Raw genomic sequence first — 16806 nt, forward strand, 5'->3', positions numbered from 1 at the left:
TCGGGGTTGGAGGTAATTATGAGTCAAGCGGTTTCCCTAGAGGAGTTGTGGGAGTCAACGCCACCCAGCGAGTCGGTTTTTCAAGCTGATCAATTGGTGGGGCTTCCTGATGTGGTACAACGCTATCTGAACCATGCGATCGCGCCAGGAACAAAATTAGCCTCTGCGGTGCGACTGCGGATGCATGGTGAAATTAAACTGCGGGGTTGGCTTCCTTTCACCGCCGAACAAGTCATCTGTTGGCGTCGAGGTTTTATCTGGCGGGCGGCGGTACGGATGAATGGCTTACCTGTGTGGGGTTCTGATCGGATGGTGGATGGCGTTGGCGGGATGCGGTGGAAACTGTTAGGGCTGTTTCCGGTGATGACAGCTTCGGGTGCAGATATTACGCGATCAACTGTGGGTCGAATGCTGGCAGAACTTGTCTGGTTACCGTCTGTTCTTTGCCAACGTGATGTATCGTGGACGACACCAGATGCAGTTCATGCCCATGCTAGTTTAACCCTATTTGGCGAGAGTACCGATCTTATCCTCACAATTGATAATCAGGGGCAGTTGGAGAGTGTCAAGCTGAGGCGCTGGAACAATCCTGAAGGTGCTGAGTTTCATTATGTAGACTTCGGCGGCTTGGTGGAAGCAGAAGGGACGTTTGGCGGCTACACTATCCCCACTTGCTTGTTGGTTGGATGGCACTTTGGTAGCGAACGTTTTGAGTCAGAGGGAGCATTTTTTCGAGTGACTATTGATCAGGCAATCTATCGTTAAATTTCTTGTAGGGGCGACCCGCTTGCACGAATTAAAAACACTATTCCTCTCAATTTGAACGTTAAATCATTTGTAGGGGCGACCCGCTTGCACGAATTAAAAACTCCAGTCCTCTCAATTTGAACGTTAAATCATTTGTAGGGGCGACCCGCTTGCATTAATTAAAAACTCCAGTCCTCTCAATTTGATCGGGTCGCCCTTTTCTCATGAGTAGCGATCAAGATTATCGTACTACAAAGATGGCGCTATTATTGACATTAAGGGTTAAATTCGGAAGCGCTTATATGATCACCTTTCAGATGTGCGATCGCGTCCCATTCCATAAGCGGCTCAGACCCTTATAATCAAAGGATGCTAGCCAAGAACTCAACGATTATGGCACAAGTAATTCAAGCAAGTGAATTAACCCTGCATGATGTCAAAGAAAAGTTTAACCTCCAGCAGATTGATGATGAACAATTTTTCCGAGAATGGCAGGATGATTTGCCAGAGGTAACGGATGCGGAAAAGCAATGGTTAGATCGGGTCAAAGCGGATTTTATTTCAATTTCCGAATATCCTCTACATGAGGAGGTTGTAAAGATGGTCGTGTTAGCGCCTTTGCTTTCACTGGCTGGCTTCTTTCGTTATCCTTTTCACCCAGATGCTGAGGTACAAGTTGCAGCAAAGGATGAGGAAGAACTTGTGCGCGGAAAGATAGATGTTTTGGTGTTAAAGCAGCAATTATGGGTAGCGGTGGTTGAAGCAAAAAATAAGCAGTTTAGTGTGGATAAAGCATTACCGCAAGCGTTGTTTTATATGCTCAGAAATCCGAATTCGTCTCAACCGACATTTGGATTAGCAACGAATGGAAGTCATTTTATGTTTATTAAATTGATGCGGCAAGATACGCCTCAATATGGGTTGTCGGATGAGTTTGCGCTGAGGCGGCGAGGAAATGAGTTGTATCAAGTCTTGGCTGTATTGAAGCGATGGCAACAAACAGAATAAGCTGTCATGCATTTAAATTGGGTATTAGTAGCGAGCAAGATGCTCGCACTACAAGGATGAGCGATCGCGTCCCGTTCCATCAGCGGCTCAAACCCTTATACTAAAAGAATGCTAGCCAAGGACTCAATACTTATGGCACAAGTAATTCAAGCGAGTGAATTAACCTTGCATGATGTGGAAGAGAAATTTCACCTGCAACAAGTTGAGGATGAGCAGTTTTTTGGGGAATGGCAGGGTGAATTACCCGAAATTACAGCAACTCAAAAGGAATGGCTAGACCAAGTTAAGGCAGATTTTTTGGCACTAGAAAAAAATCCCGTCCATGAAGAAATTGTCAAAATGGTCGTATTGTCGCCGTTATTGTCCCTAGCTGGCTTGTTTCGCTATCCCTTTCGTCCGGTAGCTGAGAAACAAGTGGAAATTGTGATTGAAGAAAAGGATGAAGTGGTGCGGGGACGGATTGATGTTTTGGTGCTACATCAGCAATTGTGGGTGACGTTGATTGAGTCAAAAAGTAAGCGGTTTAGTTTGAGTGAAGCGTTACCGCAGGCGTTGTTTTATATGCTCAATAGTCCGAATCCTTTACAACCCACGTTTGGATTGGTGACAAATGGGAGTCACTTTATGTTTATTAAATTGATGCGGCAAGATACGCCTCAATATGGTCTGTCGGATGAGTTTACGCTGAGGCGGCGAGGGAATGAGTTATATGGAGTGTTGGGAGTATTGAAGCGATGGCAACAAGAATTAATAGGTAATCAGCCATAAGATAACACCTGGCGATTGGAAATCGCAGCCATACAAAGAATGGTGCGCCTACGCGCACTGACTATACAACTAACTGTTACTATTAATACCGTCGCAGATGCGGCGATCGCTCTCACTCACATTTGGGTTAGTCTTCAGGTAATCTCGTAACCAATTGCAACCAATTATCAGTAAATTATTTAGATCCAAATTTCGTAGGATCACGGTGCGGTCATCACTAGCCGAGGCAATTATCTGACCGTCGGGACTGAAACTGATACTTCTAACCCCAGCACTATGTCCGTAAAAGGTCTGTACAACAGTGCCATCTAAACGCCAGAGTTTGACAGTGCGGTCATCGCTAGCCGAGGCAATCATCTGCCCATCAGGACTGAAGCTGACGCTTTTGACCCCGGCGCTGTGTTCGTGAAAGGTTTGTAAAACAGTGCCATCTAGACGCCAAAGTTTAACAGTTTGATCTGTGCTAGCCGAGGCAATCATCTGTCTATCGGGACTGAAGCTGAGGTTATTAACTCCAGCCCTATGTCTATCAAAAGTTTGCACAAGTGTACCATCTAGACGCCAGAGTTTTACGGTGTGGTCGGTGCTAGCTGAGGCAATCATCTGCCCATCGGGACTAAAACTGAGATGATTGACCCAACTACTATGTCCCTTAAAAGTTTGTATAAGTGTACCATCTAGACGCCAGAGTTTTACGGTACAGTCACGGCTAGCCGAAGCAATCATCTGACCATTAGGACTAAAACTGACACTATAAACCGAACTTTTATGTCCTCGGAACGTTTGCACAACCGTGCCATCTAAATGACAGAGTTTAACGGTACGGTCACGGCTGGCTGAGACAAATGTGGAACTATCAGGACTAAAACTGAGGCTGTTGACCCAATCTTTATGTCCCTGAAAGATTTGCATAGCGGTGTCGTATAGACGCCAAACTTTGATAGTACGGTCACGGCTAGCCGAAGCAATCATCTGACCATCAGGACTGAAACTAACACTATAAACGGAACTACTATGTCCCACAAACGTTCGCACGACTTTGCCATCTAGACGCCAAACTTTTACAGTATGATCTGTGCTAGCCGAGGCAATCATTTGTCCATCGGGACTGAAACTAACACCGATTACCCAATTGCTGTGTCCCTGGAAAGTTCGTAACAGTGTGCCATCTAGATGCCAAAGTTTAATGGTTTGGTCATAGCTAGCTGAAGCAATCATCTGACTATCTGGACTAAAGCTAACACTCCAAACCTGATCAGTATGTCCCTCAAAAGTTCGTATTTCTGTACCATCTAAACGCCAGAGTTTGACAGTACGGTCACGACTGGTTGAAGCAATCATCTGTCCATCAGGACTGAAACTGACGCTGGTAATCCAAGCACTATGCCCCCGAAAAGTTCGCACTTCTGTACCATCTAAACGCCAGAGTTTGACAGTACGGTCACGACTGGCTGAAGCAATCATCTGTCCATCAGGACTAAAACTGACGCTGGTAATCCAAGCACTATGCCCCCGAAAAGTTTGCACTTCTGTACCATCTAAACGCCAGAGTCTAACTGTACAGTCAAGACTAGCCGAGGCAATTATTTGTCCGTCGGGACTAAAGCCGACACTCCACACCTCTTTACTATGTCCATGCCAAGTTTGCCAGATTGTTCCATCTTTACCCCAAAGTTTCACGATACCGTCTTCGCTACCAGAGGCAAGTATTTGTCCATCAGGACTATAACTGATACTCTTAAGAGCGCTATTATCACCTTGAAAGCGATTATATTCTTGTACTGAATAAATTGCCTGCCATAATCTCCCCACTATCCGAGTCTTACTCTCAGATGGCACTTCTGTCTGCTGTAATTTTTTACCTGCCTTGACGCTAGCTAATAATGCTCCTAACTGATCGTGTGATAAAAGTAAAGCTTGCGATAATGAACTTAAGGCTTCAATCTCAGCAATTTCTGCACGCTTACGATCCTGTTTTTCCTGGCACAGAAGTTCCTCTTTATCCTGTAGCGCTTGCCTTAATTTTGCTTCGGTTACTTTCTGCTTTTCTTTCGCTTCTGCCAATTCCGCTAATAATCCAATTTTTTGATTTTTGCGAATAAATTCTGCTAAATAATCATGAACTAATTGATAATGCTCATAAGGTGTTTCTGGCAACAGAAAAACTAAACCAGAATCAACAAAAATTCTTAATACCAAATCCAACTTATTCGCTTCCGTTGTCAAATCTGCCGCTAATCCCTCTAAATCCCGTTCCAATTCAGCATGAGTCTTTAGTGGACGAGTTCCTTTTTCATCCGTAAGCAAATACAGCACCAATTCCGCCGCCTGCTGATTCTCAGCACCACAATCCTCAACCACTTCCTCTAAATACCGCTTGACTAATTCTTCTTTTGTCCCTAACTCCCGATACTCCGCCAGCGTTTTAATATTCTCCGCCTGTAACTGCGCCCCCACAACCTGCAACTCAATCGGTAAGATTTCCCCTGTTGTAACCGCCAAATCCTTGACCAGTTGGTCAATTAAAGCAGGGTCTAAATAAAAGCGCGATCGCGTGGTTAAATCTTCTATAATGGCTCTGGCATCGGTTGGCGAAAAATTCCCCAATTCATACAACACATTTTTCCCCAGAATGTCATGACCAATCACACTCATGCTATCTAGGCGATTGCACTCTAACAAATAGTGCAAATAATCTTCCCGTAGCGACAGAATCACCTTCACGGATAAAATATTCAAACAGTCTGCCAAAAACTGCCAAAATAGTCGCCGTTCAGCCGGATTAGTATAAACAAAAAAGAATTCCTCAAACTGGTCAAAAATTAGCACCGTCCGCCGCTGGCGCTGTTCATCCTTTCGTAACTGTTCCAGGATTTTGGCATAAGGGGGATTGGGTGGATATGTTGTTGGTTTTTCGGGACAGTTATCCTCTAAATCAGAAGAATTAGATCGGTTTTGTTGAGCGGTTATTGTTTTTACCGAAAGGTTATCGTCTAAACCCGCCCCTACGGGTTCATCGTCATTAAGTAGCTGCTTTTCTAATTCCTCTATCCAATTGGTATAAACTCGGATTGCAATCGGAACATTCTTCTGAGTGCCAATAATGCTTTGCTTCAATGCTGGAACTAATCCCGCATTCACTAACGAACTTTTTCCCACCCCAGACCGTCCGTGAATAACAATTAATTTACAATCATTCCGTCCAATCCGTTCTAATAATCGCTCTAAATCTCGCTGTCGTCCAGAGGCGACAATTTCCGGCGCGACTGACTCCTGATTATCTGTTTTGGCTGAAGCTTCTTGTCGGTGTGGTTGCAGTCGTCCCGCACCAATAAAAGCACGAATGCCATATTGCTGTTCAATGGAACGTCGGAGTTGTTTTGTGGCAAACGCGGCTAAATATTGCCTGTCTTCAAAATAAAGGTCTCGTAATTCTTCTAATATACGGACATAAATCAGGGGATGTCCAAAATCACCCAACTCTCTGGCTTTAACTAAATGATAAATTGCGGCTTGCTTATTTCCTAACTGCCGTTCTGCTTGGGCTAAAAACAGCAAATTTAATCCCTGAATCCACTGTTTATGTTTCGGAAGTTGAGTGATAATTTCCTCCGCCTGCTGTGCCGCTTGACGCGCATCATCCCAGCGCTGTTGCTGTAAGGCGACTTCGGCTAAAAAGCTATAATCTTGGGCTAATTTACTGGTACTGCCATACTGTTTATGTAAAGGTAAAGCCTTTTTCGCTACCTGTTCTAATTCATCCCACGCTTGCATCCGTTGCAGCACTCGTTCTAATTGAGTAATGCATTTTGCTACTAAATCGGGGCGGTTTTCTTGGTCAAATATTTCTAGACAGTGCTGGAGGTTAATCTTAGATGTTTGCCAGTTAACATCCTGGTGTTTTTTGCGGTCAGTTGTGCGATAGTGGTAGAGTCCAATCTGAAATAAAACCAATCCAGCTTTTAATTTGGCATTAATCGGGGTGGGTTGAATTTCGTTATCAAGTTCCCCGATATTTGGGTCAATCGGGGCGGGTTGAGTTAGGTTATCGGTTTGATTAGACACCTTATCGGTTAAACCCGCCTCTACCTGCTGCCAAAACCTGAGACTTTGCTGAAAATACTCTAATGCTTCGGGACTATCCCCACCATTTAACCCGCGAATAAACTGTAATCCCGCCTCAAGCTGGGGGTCTAAGTCTTGCACGCGATAAGGTAACTCTTTTAACGCCAAGTCAAGTTCTGAATGACTTAAGCACCCTTGCGCTAAAACATCGGTTAACTTGTATAAGGATTGAGAGGAATTAACAGCTAATGCCGTGGCAAATAACGACTCGACATTCTGCTGGAGAACCTCAATTAACTCATCTGTGGGTATGGCGAATCGAGTTGTGGTTGTCCAACTCTCAAAATCGGGGGCAATTCTCAGGAATTTGACATGAACGGCGTCATTAATCCACAAAATAACCGGAAAGTGGAAATTCTTGCGAAACTCCTCCCGCACCTGATTGGTTGCCCTCAGCATATCATCTAAATTATCCACCGTGGCTAATCCAGACACCATCAAAGCGGCGGGCTTTTCCTGTCCTAATTGAGCGCAAATGGTCGAGTAAAGGGTTCTATCTGATTGCTTCAGGTGAATGACTCGAATATTAAGGGCGCATTGGTCTTGCACTTGCTGGATTAAACGGTCTTGCAAATACGCATAATTACACCGCGCCAGCATGATGTAAAAACGTCCTTCAGAGGCTTCAATTGCCCAGGTTAATTCCTCTAAAGCTTCTTGATTATCAATGGTACTCTCGTCTATATAGTTATCCATATTACATTTTATATAATGGAGGCTATTTTCTTAACCGTTTCACCCTCATCCCCTAACCCCTTCTCCCTGGATGGGAGAAGGGGAACCATCACTTCCAGACGCGCCAGGACAAGTCTCTATAAGGTTCCCCTTTTGCTCTTTTCTTGCTCCCCTCTCCCAAGCTTGGGAGAGGGGCTGGGGGTGAGGGCTGGATTGGGGGTGAGGGCTGAAATAGTGGGCGCAAGCCTTGCGCCCCTACCTCAAATATTATCCCTGCAACTCTTGAGCATCAACCAAAATCGGATTAACATCAAACCAAGACTCATCCTCATAATAATATTCAAACACCAGCCGACTGCGAATCAACAGTTCATAACCCTGATCATCACTCACCCATTTTCGTTGCTGCACTTGTCGCAATAACTCCCACTGATTATCCGATATTCTCAATGTCATTTCATTGCGATATTGTCGAACTAACTTGTCCAGCGTCGGGCGTGACAAGGGAAACGTCCGTTCCTTTTTAATCCAATCATTGAGTAACTTTAACAAATCGCGCACATGACCCCCACTCCGGTAGCAGAGATAGTCTAAGCTTTCCAAATTATCGAAAATTTCAGTACAATTTTCCAGGCGTTCCTGTTCGCCTAAATCGGGAAATGCCCGTGCGAGAACCATCTGTCGCAGTAAACGGATTCCGGCTTGACAATCACTGCCATCTTTTAACTGTACCGGAACCATGGGCAAGATTTTCGGTCGTTCGGGAAATCGTTGCGTCAATACACCATAATCATCGGAGAATTTCAGCGCCAAGGGCATAGTATAAACGAGATGACAATGCAGCTTGGTTAAACATTCAGCCTGATCCACAAATAAATAGTCCTGTTGTGGACGCCCCCACGGTTTTGGGCTATTATCGATCCGATCCAGGTTATCGACAATCACGACTAACCCCTTTTTACCCTGCTGTTTCAGTTTGGCGATCGCAGGTTCGATGAGTTCCTGATTAATCATCTGCAAGAGTTGGGTTTTCTGAGGTCCGAGGTACTGATTCAGCCGCTGTCGCATTGTCGCATCACTTTTCGTCTTCGCGGTGATTTCACCAATCCCAAACGCCAGGGAAACGGTATCATTTTGAGAGACAACACCCACATCTCCCAGGTTAGGCACTTTAATTCTCACCCCCTGCACCTCGGCGTTTAATACCCTGGCTGCGCCTTGTACCAGCGTCTGTAACCCCGCCAATTTGCCGAGTTGGATGGTTTGCAAACTTTGAGAAATCCGCCGTGCGATCGCCAGTAGCACATCCCCAATATCCACATCCGCCATTTCCAAGTCTTCACTGGACTCAAAATAGACGACATGAAAGCCATCTTCTTCTAGTTCTGCCTTCAGTCGCAATAACTCCGTGGATTTGCCACAACCAATATGTCCGGTAAATAAGGCGCAGGTGGGTTCATCGGGGGAGAAAAAGGTAATATTATCCTTAAGTTCCTCAATAATCTTCCCCCCGCGCACTGGGGAAAAGTCGATATAAAATTTCTGGTCTTCCGGATTGTCCACAACCAACGTCCGGCTAGGGTTCGTTGCTTTAAAAAATGTCTGTAACTCTACCTTCATCGCTTTGCCTCGTGAGACCCCGCATTCAGCGAAGCAATGCGGGGAGGGATAGAGGTCAAACCAAACCACTCAATGTGGTAAGGTTTGACGATCCAGTTGTAGGCACGACGATTAATCCCGTGCTTCGCTGCAACAACTGGACTTTTTTGGCGGTAAACTGTCCTAGTCGTTTCCATTTAGCATCGCTAACTGAAACTTGTTTCTCGGTGTCTCCAGAGCACCAACCGATGTAAGTATTTCCGGATTTTTCGGCTCTAACTTTGTCGCCCTTGCTGACCCCATGGCGGGTAACTGTACCGCCATACTTGCGCCGTTTACCACCCTTAGATGGAACGCACAGGTGTAACTGCCTACGACTGATTGGCGGTCTACGGATTATTGCAAATGGTGCAGGTGTGATTTGAACATCACCACACCATCCGCCGTGCTTGGCATTGTCAGAGTGCCACTCTTGCCATTGAGTGAACTCAAACGCTGCCAGGGTCACACCATCAACAGCATGGGTTGCAGGTATCTGTTTGTCCTTATTTTTCTTGTCCTTGGCTAATCCCAACCACTGCCTTAGCTGGCTAGTTCCGTTACCATTCCGTTGCCATCCCTGATGGGTTATCACCGGAGCTAATTCGGATAGCCAGTTGAGCATTTGCCGTTGACCCACCATAACTGGAGAGAATCCGACACTCCTACGAGCCGATTTGCGACCACTGGTTTTATCCACATCAGCCATGACTAGCTCATAGTGGATAGCACTAACGGGAAACAGCTTGAACAACTCTTTGATTACTCGTAGCTCTAACTGCCTGTTGGCTCGGATTGATGGAGACAACTTGCCTTGTCTTCGGTTGTCAAACCTGGCTGGGCGGTGGCAACGTTCAGAGTAGGGGAGTTTACGGTTAATCCGTCTACCGCGTCTTGCTCGGCGCATCACTCGCCGCAGTTCCATCCGCTCCTTGACCGTCTTAAACGGTAAGACTAAATGTCCCATCCAAAGGGTGACGGAACTCGACTGAACCCCAACTCCCGAATACCTTTTGCCGGGATCTATGCCCACGGCTATAGGTTGCGTTTCCTCTCCTGTTTCAAAAGTTAACTGAATGGCAAAGCATTCTAAGTCGTTGTACACAACTTTGGCTTTGCCTTCCTTTAGCCAACGTCTGGCGCGGCTAGGCTTGGTGGGCATTAAGGGTTTACCCGATTTTGATAAAACTGGTACTCGTAGCATGGTGATAAACCTCACGAGTGAAAGTATTTAGTCCCTTCCCGCATCTCGACTAAGATGTCTTGTCTTAACAACAACTCAGCAAAGAGTTTTAGAGATAAACCCGGACTAGGGAGGCATCCGGTAGTCTGTACCAAGTCGAGACTCTATGCGGTATTCAACGTTTTAAATCACCGTTTGCTCGGCAATCCCTGACTTCAAGCGTTCCTCAAGTCAGGGTTGTTGAATTTCCCAGTTCCTTCGCGTTTAACGCATTATTCGATACCATAGCTTAGTTATGGGTCATTGGTCAGTCATTGGTCATTGGTCATTTGTCCTACTCGCGAAGTGCTAACCAAGCTACGTCCTACTCGCTCCTGATAAGGAACCAGCTACATCCTTTGCCTGCTTCTTTCTGTCTTGGAGTGTTCTGCCTTTCTGGTTTAGCACAATTTTTACTATGTTAAAAACTATTCATAAAACCAAACCATTTTCTTTCTTTTTTATCTTCCTTTTTACCCTATTTTTGACGCTTCAGCTTGCCTTTCCTTGGGTTAGCGCTCAAGAACTACCTAAGCCTCAACCTTGGGAGATTGACGGCATAGTCGCGGCTCTGGATGATGGGCATGACCAGGTAAAAGAGTATGCTTTGCAGAAATTAGCTGATTACTCGAAGTTTCGCGACTTTCAAGCTGTGGTGGACACACCCGAAGATATTGCCAAGAAAGTTGCCAATATTCTTCAAGATGAAACCGTTGACTCAGAAGTTCGTGGCTCGGCAGCTTATGCACTAGGACATCTAGTCGGATATCTAGAGGAAGCAGACACCCAATACATCTCGCAGATTCTCAACTTTCTTCAAGATGAAACCATTGACTCAGAGGTTCGTATCTCGGCAGCCTATGCATTAGGATATCTAGGGGAAGCAAGTGTCCAATACATCCCACAGATTCTCACCTTTATCCAGGATGAAACCATTGACTCAGAAGTTCGTGACTTGGCAGCTAATGCATTAAGGAATCTAGGGGAAGCTTCCGCCAAATATATCCCGGAAATGGCTAACATTCTTCAGGATGAAACCTGTGATGATAGCGTGCGTGGCGAGTTAGCTGAGGCATTACTTAGTCTAGGAGGAGCTAGCGCTCTATACATTCCTGAGATTCTTAATTTCCTTCAGGATGAAACCGTTGATTCAGACGCTCGTCGTTGGGCGGCGGATTCATTAGATAATCTGGAAGAAGTCGCTGTCCAATATGCCCCTGAGATTGCCAACCTTGTCCAAGATAAAACAGTTAATGCTCAGGTTCGTGTCGAGGCAACTTATGCATTACTAGATCTAGAGGAAGCAGGTGTCCCATACATCCCACAGATTCTCAACTTTTTCCAGGATGAAACCGCTGATCATAACGCTCGTGAAAGAGCGGCTAGAGGACTAAGGTATTTGGGGAAAGCCAGCGCTTCATACATCCCTGAGATTCTTAATTTCCTCCAGGATGAAACTGTTAATGATGGGGTTCGTGTCTCGGCGACTGAGGTATTCGAGGATATGGAGGAAGCTAGCGCCCCATACATCCCTGAGATTCTTAATTTCCTCCAGGATAAAACCGTTGATCATAGAGTTCGTTCCCGGGTGGCTTATCAATTAAAGAATTTGGATACAGCCGACGCCCAATACATCCCTGATATTCTCAAGTTACTCCAGGATAAAACCATTGAGCCATACGCTCGTCGTTGGGCGGCTAATGTATTAGGGAATTTGGGAGAAGCCGCAACCCAATATGCTCCTGAGATTGCCAAGATTTTCCAGGATGAAACCGTTGATGATGAAGTTCGTGCTGAGGCGGCTGAGGCATTAATAAATTTGGGGGAAGCCAGTACCCCATACCTATCTGATATTTTCAAATTTATCCAGGATGAAACCGTTGAATCATTCGTTCGTAGTGATGTGGCTGAGGCATTAGGTAATCTAGGAGAAACTGGCGCTCCATACATTCCGAAAATTCTCAACATCATCCAGGATGAAACCGTTGATGATTACGTTCGTAGTGATGTGGCTGAGGCATTAGGGTATATGGGGAAAGTTAGCGCCCCCTACATTCCTGACATACTCAACATTATTCAAGATGAAACCGTTGACTCAGAGGTTCGTAGTGAGGTGGCTGAAGCATTAGGTAATCTGGGGGAATTTACTGCCACATACATCCCTGAAATCCTCAACATTATCCAAGATAAAACTGTTGATTACGGAGTTCGTAGTTCGGCAGCTTATGCATTAGGGAATCTGGGAGAATTTGCTGCCAAATATATCCCTAAAATTACCAATATTATTCAGGATAAAACCCTTAACTCATGGGTGCGTTTTCAAGTCGCTAAAACATTAGAAAATCTAGGAGAATCCAGAACAAAATATGCTTCTGAGCTTGCCAAAATCCTTCAGGATGAAACCGCTGGCTTAAGGACTCATTATTGGGTAGCTCGAGAATTAGTTGATTTGGGGGAAGCAAGACCTACATACATTCCTGAACTCCTCAATTTTATTCAAAATGAAACTGTTAGCAACGATGCGCGTCGCTATCTGGTTTATCGCTTAAGCAACTTTGAGGAAGTTAGCAGCGAATACATTCCTGCTGTTCTTAACTTACTCCAGGATGAAATCGTTTATGAACAGGCTCGCGGTGCGGTAACTGAGCTATTAGGAAAAATGGATAAAAATAGTGCTGCATATATTCCTAATATTCTCATGTTAATCCAGGATAAAGGCATTTCCTCATGGGTTCGTCGCCGGACGGCTGAAGAATTAGTCAATATCATAAAACTGAGATTAAATGAGGCTATTATTATCCTGAGTAATGTCTATGAACATACTAATTATAATTATTATTCATATTTGGAACGATGGCGATTCTTAACCTATTTTTTAAGTGGGGGAACGGATGAAGTAAAAACCCTGTTGAAATGGGTTGGCTTGCCTAAATCAATTCCCACTGCACTCAACTATCAAGAAGGCAAAAAAACGCTGGAACTGTTTCTCCAAGTTTGGGACAATGCTCAGGATTTACCCCAACTGCAAAATGACTTAGCCGAAAAGATAGCCGTAGTGACTCGTCTTGTCTCTTGGCAATCCCAGGATAGTGATGTACTCCAACGCCATTACAATAACCTCAAAGCCGGAAACTTCCCTCAAGCTGATACGGTTGAGGCAGTCATCCAGGATTTACGCTCCACGAAAAGAGGAGTGAAATCAGCCCTGTTGAAAAGGAAATCGCGGAACCAAACGAAACAAAGTTCGCTTGACAAGGACTAATCGAGGGTGTGGAAACCCGCGCAGGCGGGTGCAACTTTGTGTAGCTGCGGTTTAAACCGCCCAGTTAACTCGGATACCGGGATGAGAACCCAAAACCCTGCAACAATCGATAACATAAGTAAAAATAGATCCCAATTGAACTGATAAACCTTGTTATCTCTAGGATGGATAACTCTAAGCGTCTAAACTCCAAAATCCTACCAATCCATTCCTAGCCTTGAGTGAAACACCATGCCCAAATCTCCCAAATCCCTCAGTGGTAACCAAATCCGACAAAAATTCCTGGACTTCTACGCCAAACGGCAACACCAGGTTTTGCCGTCGGCTTCCTTAATCCCGGACGATCCCACCGTCTTACTCACTATCGCCGGGATGTTACCCTTTAAGCCGATATTCCTGGGACAACGCCAGTCGGACTTTTCCCGCGCCACCACCTCGCAAAAATGTCTCCGCACCAACGATATTGAAAATGTGGGACGCACGGCGCGACACCATACCTTCTTTGAAATGCTGGGCAATTTTAGCTTTGGCGATTATTTTAAAGAACAAGCGATCGCGTGGGCATGGGAGTTATCTACACAAGTCTTTGAATTACCCCCAGAACGCCTGGTGGTGAGTGTGTTTCGAGAGGATGACGAAGCCTTTGCCATCTGGCGGGATAAAATTGGTATCCCCGCCCATCGTATCCAGCGGATGGGCGAAGAGGATAACTTCTGGGCATCGGGTCCTACAGGTCCTTGTGGTCCCTGTTCAGAAATCTATTACGACTTCCACCCGGAAAAGGGTGACAAGGACATCGATTTAGAAGACGACACCCGGTTTATCGAATACTATAATCTGGTGTTCATGCAATACAACCGGGATGCGGATGGGAATCTCACCCCCCTACAGAATAAAAATATTGACACCGGGTTGGGATTAGAGAGGATGGCGCAAATCCTCCAGCAGGTTCCTAATAACTACGAAACGGATCTGATTTTCCCGATTATCAAGACGGCGGCTGAGATTGCTGGACTTGATTACGCCAAGAGTGACGAGAAAACCAAAGTATCCCTAAAGGTGATTGGGGATCACATTCGCGCCGTCGTTCATCTGATTGCTGATGGCGTTACCGTGTCAAATACGGGTCGTGGCTATATCCTACGCCGTTTAATCCGGCGAGTGGTGCGTCATGGACGCTTAATTGGCATTGCCCAAGGCGAGTTTACCACCCAAGTCGCCGAAACCGCGATCGCACTGGCTGAAGATGCCTATCCGAATGTGCGACAACGGGATGATTCGATTAAAGCGCAATTGCAACGCGAAGAATCTCAATTCCTGAAACGCATCGAAAACGGCGAGAAGCTATTGGCAGAGATTCTGGCGAAAAAGCCGGATAGTATTTCTGGAATCGATGCCTTTACCCTCTATGATACCTACGGGTTCCCCTTGGAATTAACCCAAGAAATTGCCGAAGAACAAGGGATTCCGGTAGATTTGGCTGGCTTTGACGTGGAAATGGAGAAGCAGCGCCAACGGGCAAGAGATGCCCATAAAACCATTGATTTGACGGTACAGGGAAGCTTGGATAAGTTAGCTGAACATATCCATGGCACGACATTCCTAGGGTATAGTGAACCCCAGTCTACGGCTCAAATCGAAGTCTTGTTAGTCGAAGGGAAAGCGGTAGACTCTGCCCCATCGGGTACAGAGGTGCAGATTATTTTAGACCAAACCCCATTCTATGCCGAATCTGGGGGACAAATTGGCGATCGCGGTTATTTGTCGGGCGATAATTTAGTGGTACGGATTGAAGATGTTAAGAAAGAATCCGACTTCTTTGTCCATTTTGGTCGCGTGGAACGGGGAACCCTAAACCTAGGCGATACTGTTACCGCCCAAATTGACCGCGCTTGTCGCCGTCGCGCCCAAGCCAATCATACGGCGACTCATTTATTACAAGCGGCGCTGAAAAAGATTGTTGATCCGTCGATCTCCCAAGCCGGTTCCTTAGTCGCATTTGATCGGCTGCGGTTTGATTTCAACTCTTCCCGTTCCCTGACACCAGAGGAATTAACCCAAATTGAGGAGCAAATTAATACCTGGATTGCTGAAGCCCACGGTGCAGATGTGGCGATTATGGCACTTACAGATGCTAAGGCAAAAGGTGCGATCGCCATGTTTGGTGAAAAGTATGCCGATGAGGTACGAGTCATTGATTTCCCCGGTGTTTCGATGGAACTCTGCGGCGGAACTCATGTGAATAATACCGCTGAAATAGGTGTGTTTAAAATTGTCGCTGAAACTGGCGTAGCGTCCGGGATTCGGCGCATCGAAGCGGTAGCGGGTCCGGCGGTATTGGATTATCTGAATCTGCGGGATAAAGTGGTCAAAGAATTAAGCGATCGCTTTAAGGCAAAACCGGAAGAAATCCCTGATCGCATTACCAATCTCCAGAACGAACTCAAAGCGTCTCAGAAAGAATTAGACGCCGTGAAACAAGAATTGGCATTAGCCAAATCGGATCAGGTATTAAGTCAAGCTGAATCCGTGGGTGAGTTCAAGGTTTTAGTCGCCAATCTGGGAGACATTGAACCCGACGCCCTGAAAACCGCAGCGGAACGACTTCAGCAAAAACTGGGCGAAAGTGCGGTTATTTTAGGTTCTGTACCCACAGAAGGGAAAGTTAGTTTAGTAGCGGCGTTTAGTACCAAAGTCCACAAAGAGAAGAAACTACAAGCAGGTAAATTTATTGGTGGAATTGCCAAATTGTGTGGCGGTGGCGGTGGGGGACGCCCCAACCTAGCCCAAGCTGGGGGACGAGATTCCAGTAAGTTACCGGAAGCCTTGGATACAGCCAAACGTCAGTTAATTGAACAGTTGCAGTAATCATGTAGTAGTGGCGTGACCCAGCTAAAATGGTGCAATAGCAAATTAGCGCCAAGCCATGTAATATAAGGGTTGTAGCGTTTTTATAAAGTCACACTTAAGCTGGGTCACGACAGTAGGCTGGCAAGCTTAAAGTTGTGGGTAAAATTTTTCTGGATCGCTACTCTCATAAGGGTTTGAGAAAATACTTGACCACTGTTTTAAGCTTGCCAAGCCAGTAGGGTGGGCATTGCCCACCTTTTTTGCCGTATGAATTAGGCAACTTATAGTGGTGCGTTACGGCAAGATCGAGATGAAAGGAATTACATTCAACAACCCTGACTTAGCTAACGCTTGAAGTCAGGGATTGTCAGACAAACGACAATTAAACGTTGAATACCGCATAGAGTCTCGGTTTGGTACAGACACCCGGATGTTTCCCTAGTCCGGATTAAATCTAAAGCCTTTTGTCGGGCTGTTGTTAAGTCAAGACATCTTAACCGAGATGGCGGGA

General features: G+C 45.7%; 8 protein-coding genes. 5 read left to right on the forward strand and 3 right to left on the reverse strand.

All coding sequences use genetic code 11. From position 1 onward, the window contains the following. The first annotated feature begins 18 nt into the window (after positions 1-18). The 3 genes from RIC07_RS12365 (at position 19) to RIC07_RS12375 (ending at position 2523) form a co-directional block, all read left to right on the forward strand. A complete protein-coding gene (locus RIC07_RS12365) occupies positions 19-765 on the forward strand; it encodes a DUF6920 family protein (protein ID WP_446394802.1) in 747 nt (248 codons plus the stop codon). Positions 766-1140: 375 nt separating this feature from the next. Continuing rightward, positions 1141-1755 (forward strand): restriction endonuclease subunit R, encoded by a 615-nt coding sequence (locus RIC07_RS12370; protein ID WP_446394803.1) that lies wholly within the window; start codon positions 1141-1143, stop codon positions 1753-1755. A 132-nt stretch (positions 1756-1887) separates the two neighbouring features. Next, the gene (locus RIC07_RS12375; RefSeq protein ID WP_446394804.1) at positions 1888-2523 is read left to right on the forward strand and encodes a restriction endonuclease subunit R; all 636 of its coding nucleotides are present in this window, start codon (positions 1888-1890) and stop codon (positions 2521-2523) included. A gap of 69 nt (positions 2524-2592) precedes the next feature. On the opposite strand, the gene RIC07_RS12380 is transcribed toward RIC07_RS12375, so the two are convergent. The 3 genes from RIC07_RS12380 to RIC07_RS12390 all read right to left on the reverse strand — a co-directional run bounded on the left by RIC07_RS12380 (position 2593) and on the right by RIC07_RS12390 (position 10165). Then, positions 2593-7344 (reverse strand): WD40 domain-containing protein, encoded by a 4752-nt coding sequence (locus tag RIC07_RS12380; RefSeq protein WP_446394805.1) that lies wholly within the window; start codon positions 7342-7344, stop codon positions 2593-2595. Between the two features lie 246 nt (positions 7345-7590). Further along, positions 7591-8943 (reverse strand): ATP-binding protein, encoded by a 1353-nt coding sequence (locus RIC07_RS12385; RefSeq protein ID WP_446394806.1) that lies wholly within the window; start codon positions 8941-8943, stop codon positions 7591-7593. A 55-nt stretch (positions 8944-8998) separates the two neighbouring features. After that, a complete protein-coding gene (locus RIC07_RS12390) occupies positions 8999-10165 on the reverse strand; it encodes an RRXRR domain-containing protein (protein WP_446343359.1) in 1167 nt (388 codons plus the stop codon). A gap of 436 nt (positions 10166-10601) precedes the next feature. On the opposite strand from RIC07_RS12390, the gene RIC07_RS12395 reads away from it, so the two are divergent. Together RIC07_RS12395 and alaS are read left to right on the forward strand one after the other, a co-directional pair. Then, a complete protein-coding gene (locus RIC07_RS12395; RefSeq protein WP_446394807.1) occupies positions 10602-13445 on the forward strand; it encodes a HEAT repeat domain-containing protein in 2844 nt (947 codons plus the stop codon). 231 nt (positions 13446-13676) lie between these two features. Further along, a complete protein-coding gene (gene alaS, locus RIC07_RS12400; RefSeq protein WP_446394808.1) occupies positions 13677-16313 on the forward strand; it encodes an alanine--tRNA ligase in 2637 nt (878 codons plus the stop codon). Positions 16314-16806: the final 493 nt, after the last annotated feature.

The organism is Coleofasciculus sp. E1-EBD-02, assembly GCF_040218245.1.
Taxonomy (GTDB): domain Bacteria; phylum Cyanobacteriota; class Cyanobacteriia; order Cyanobacteriales; family Coleofasciculaceae; genus Coleofasciculus.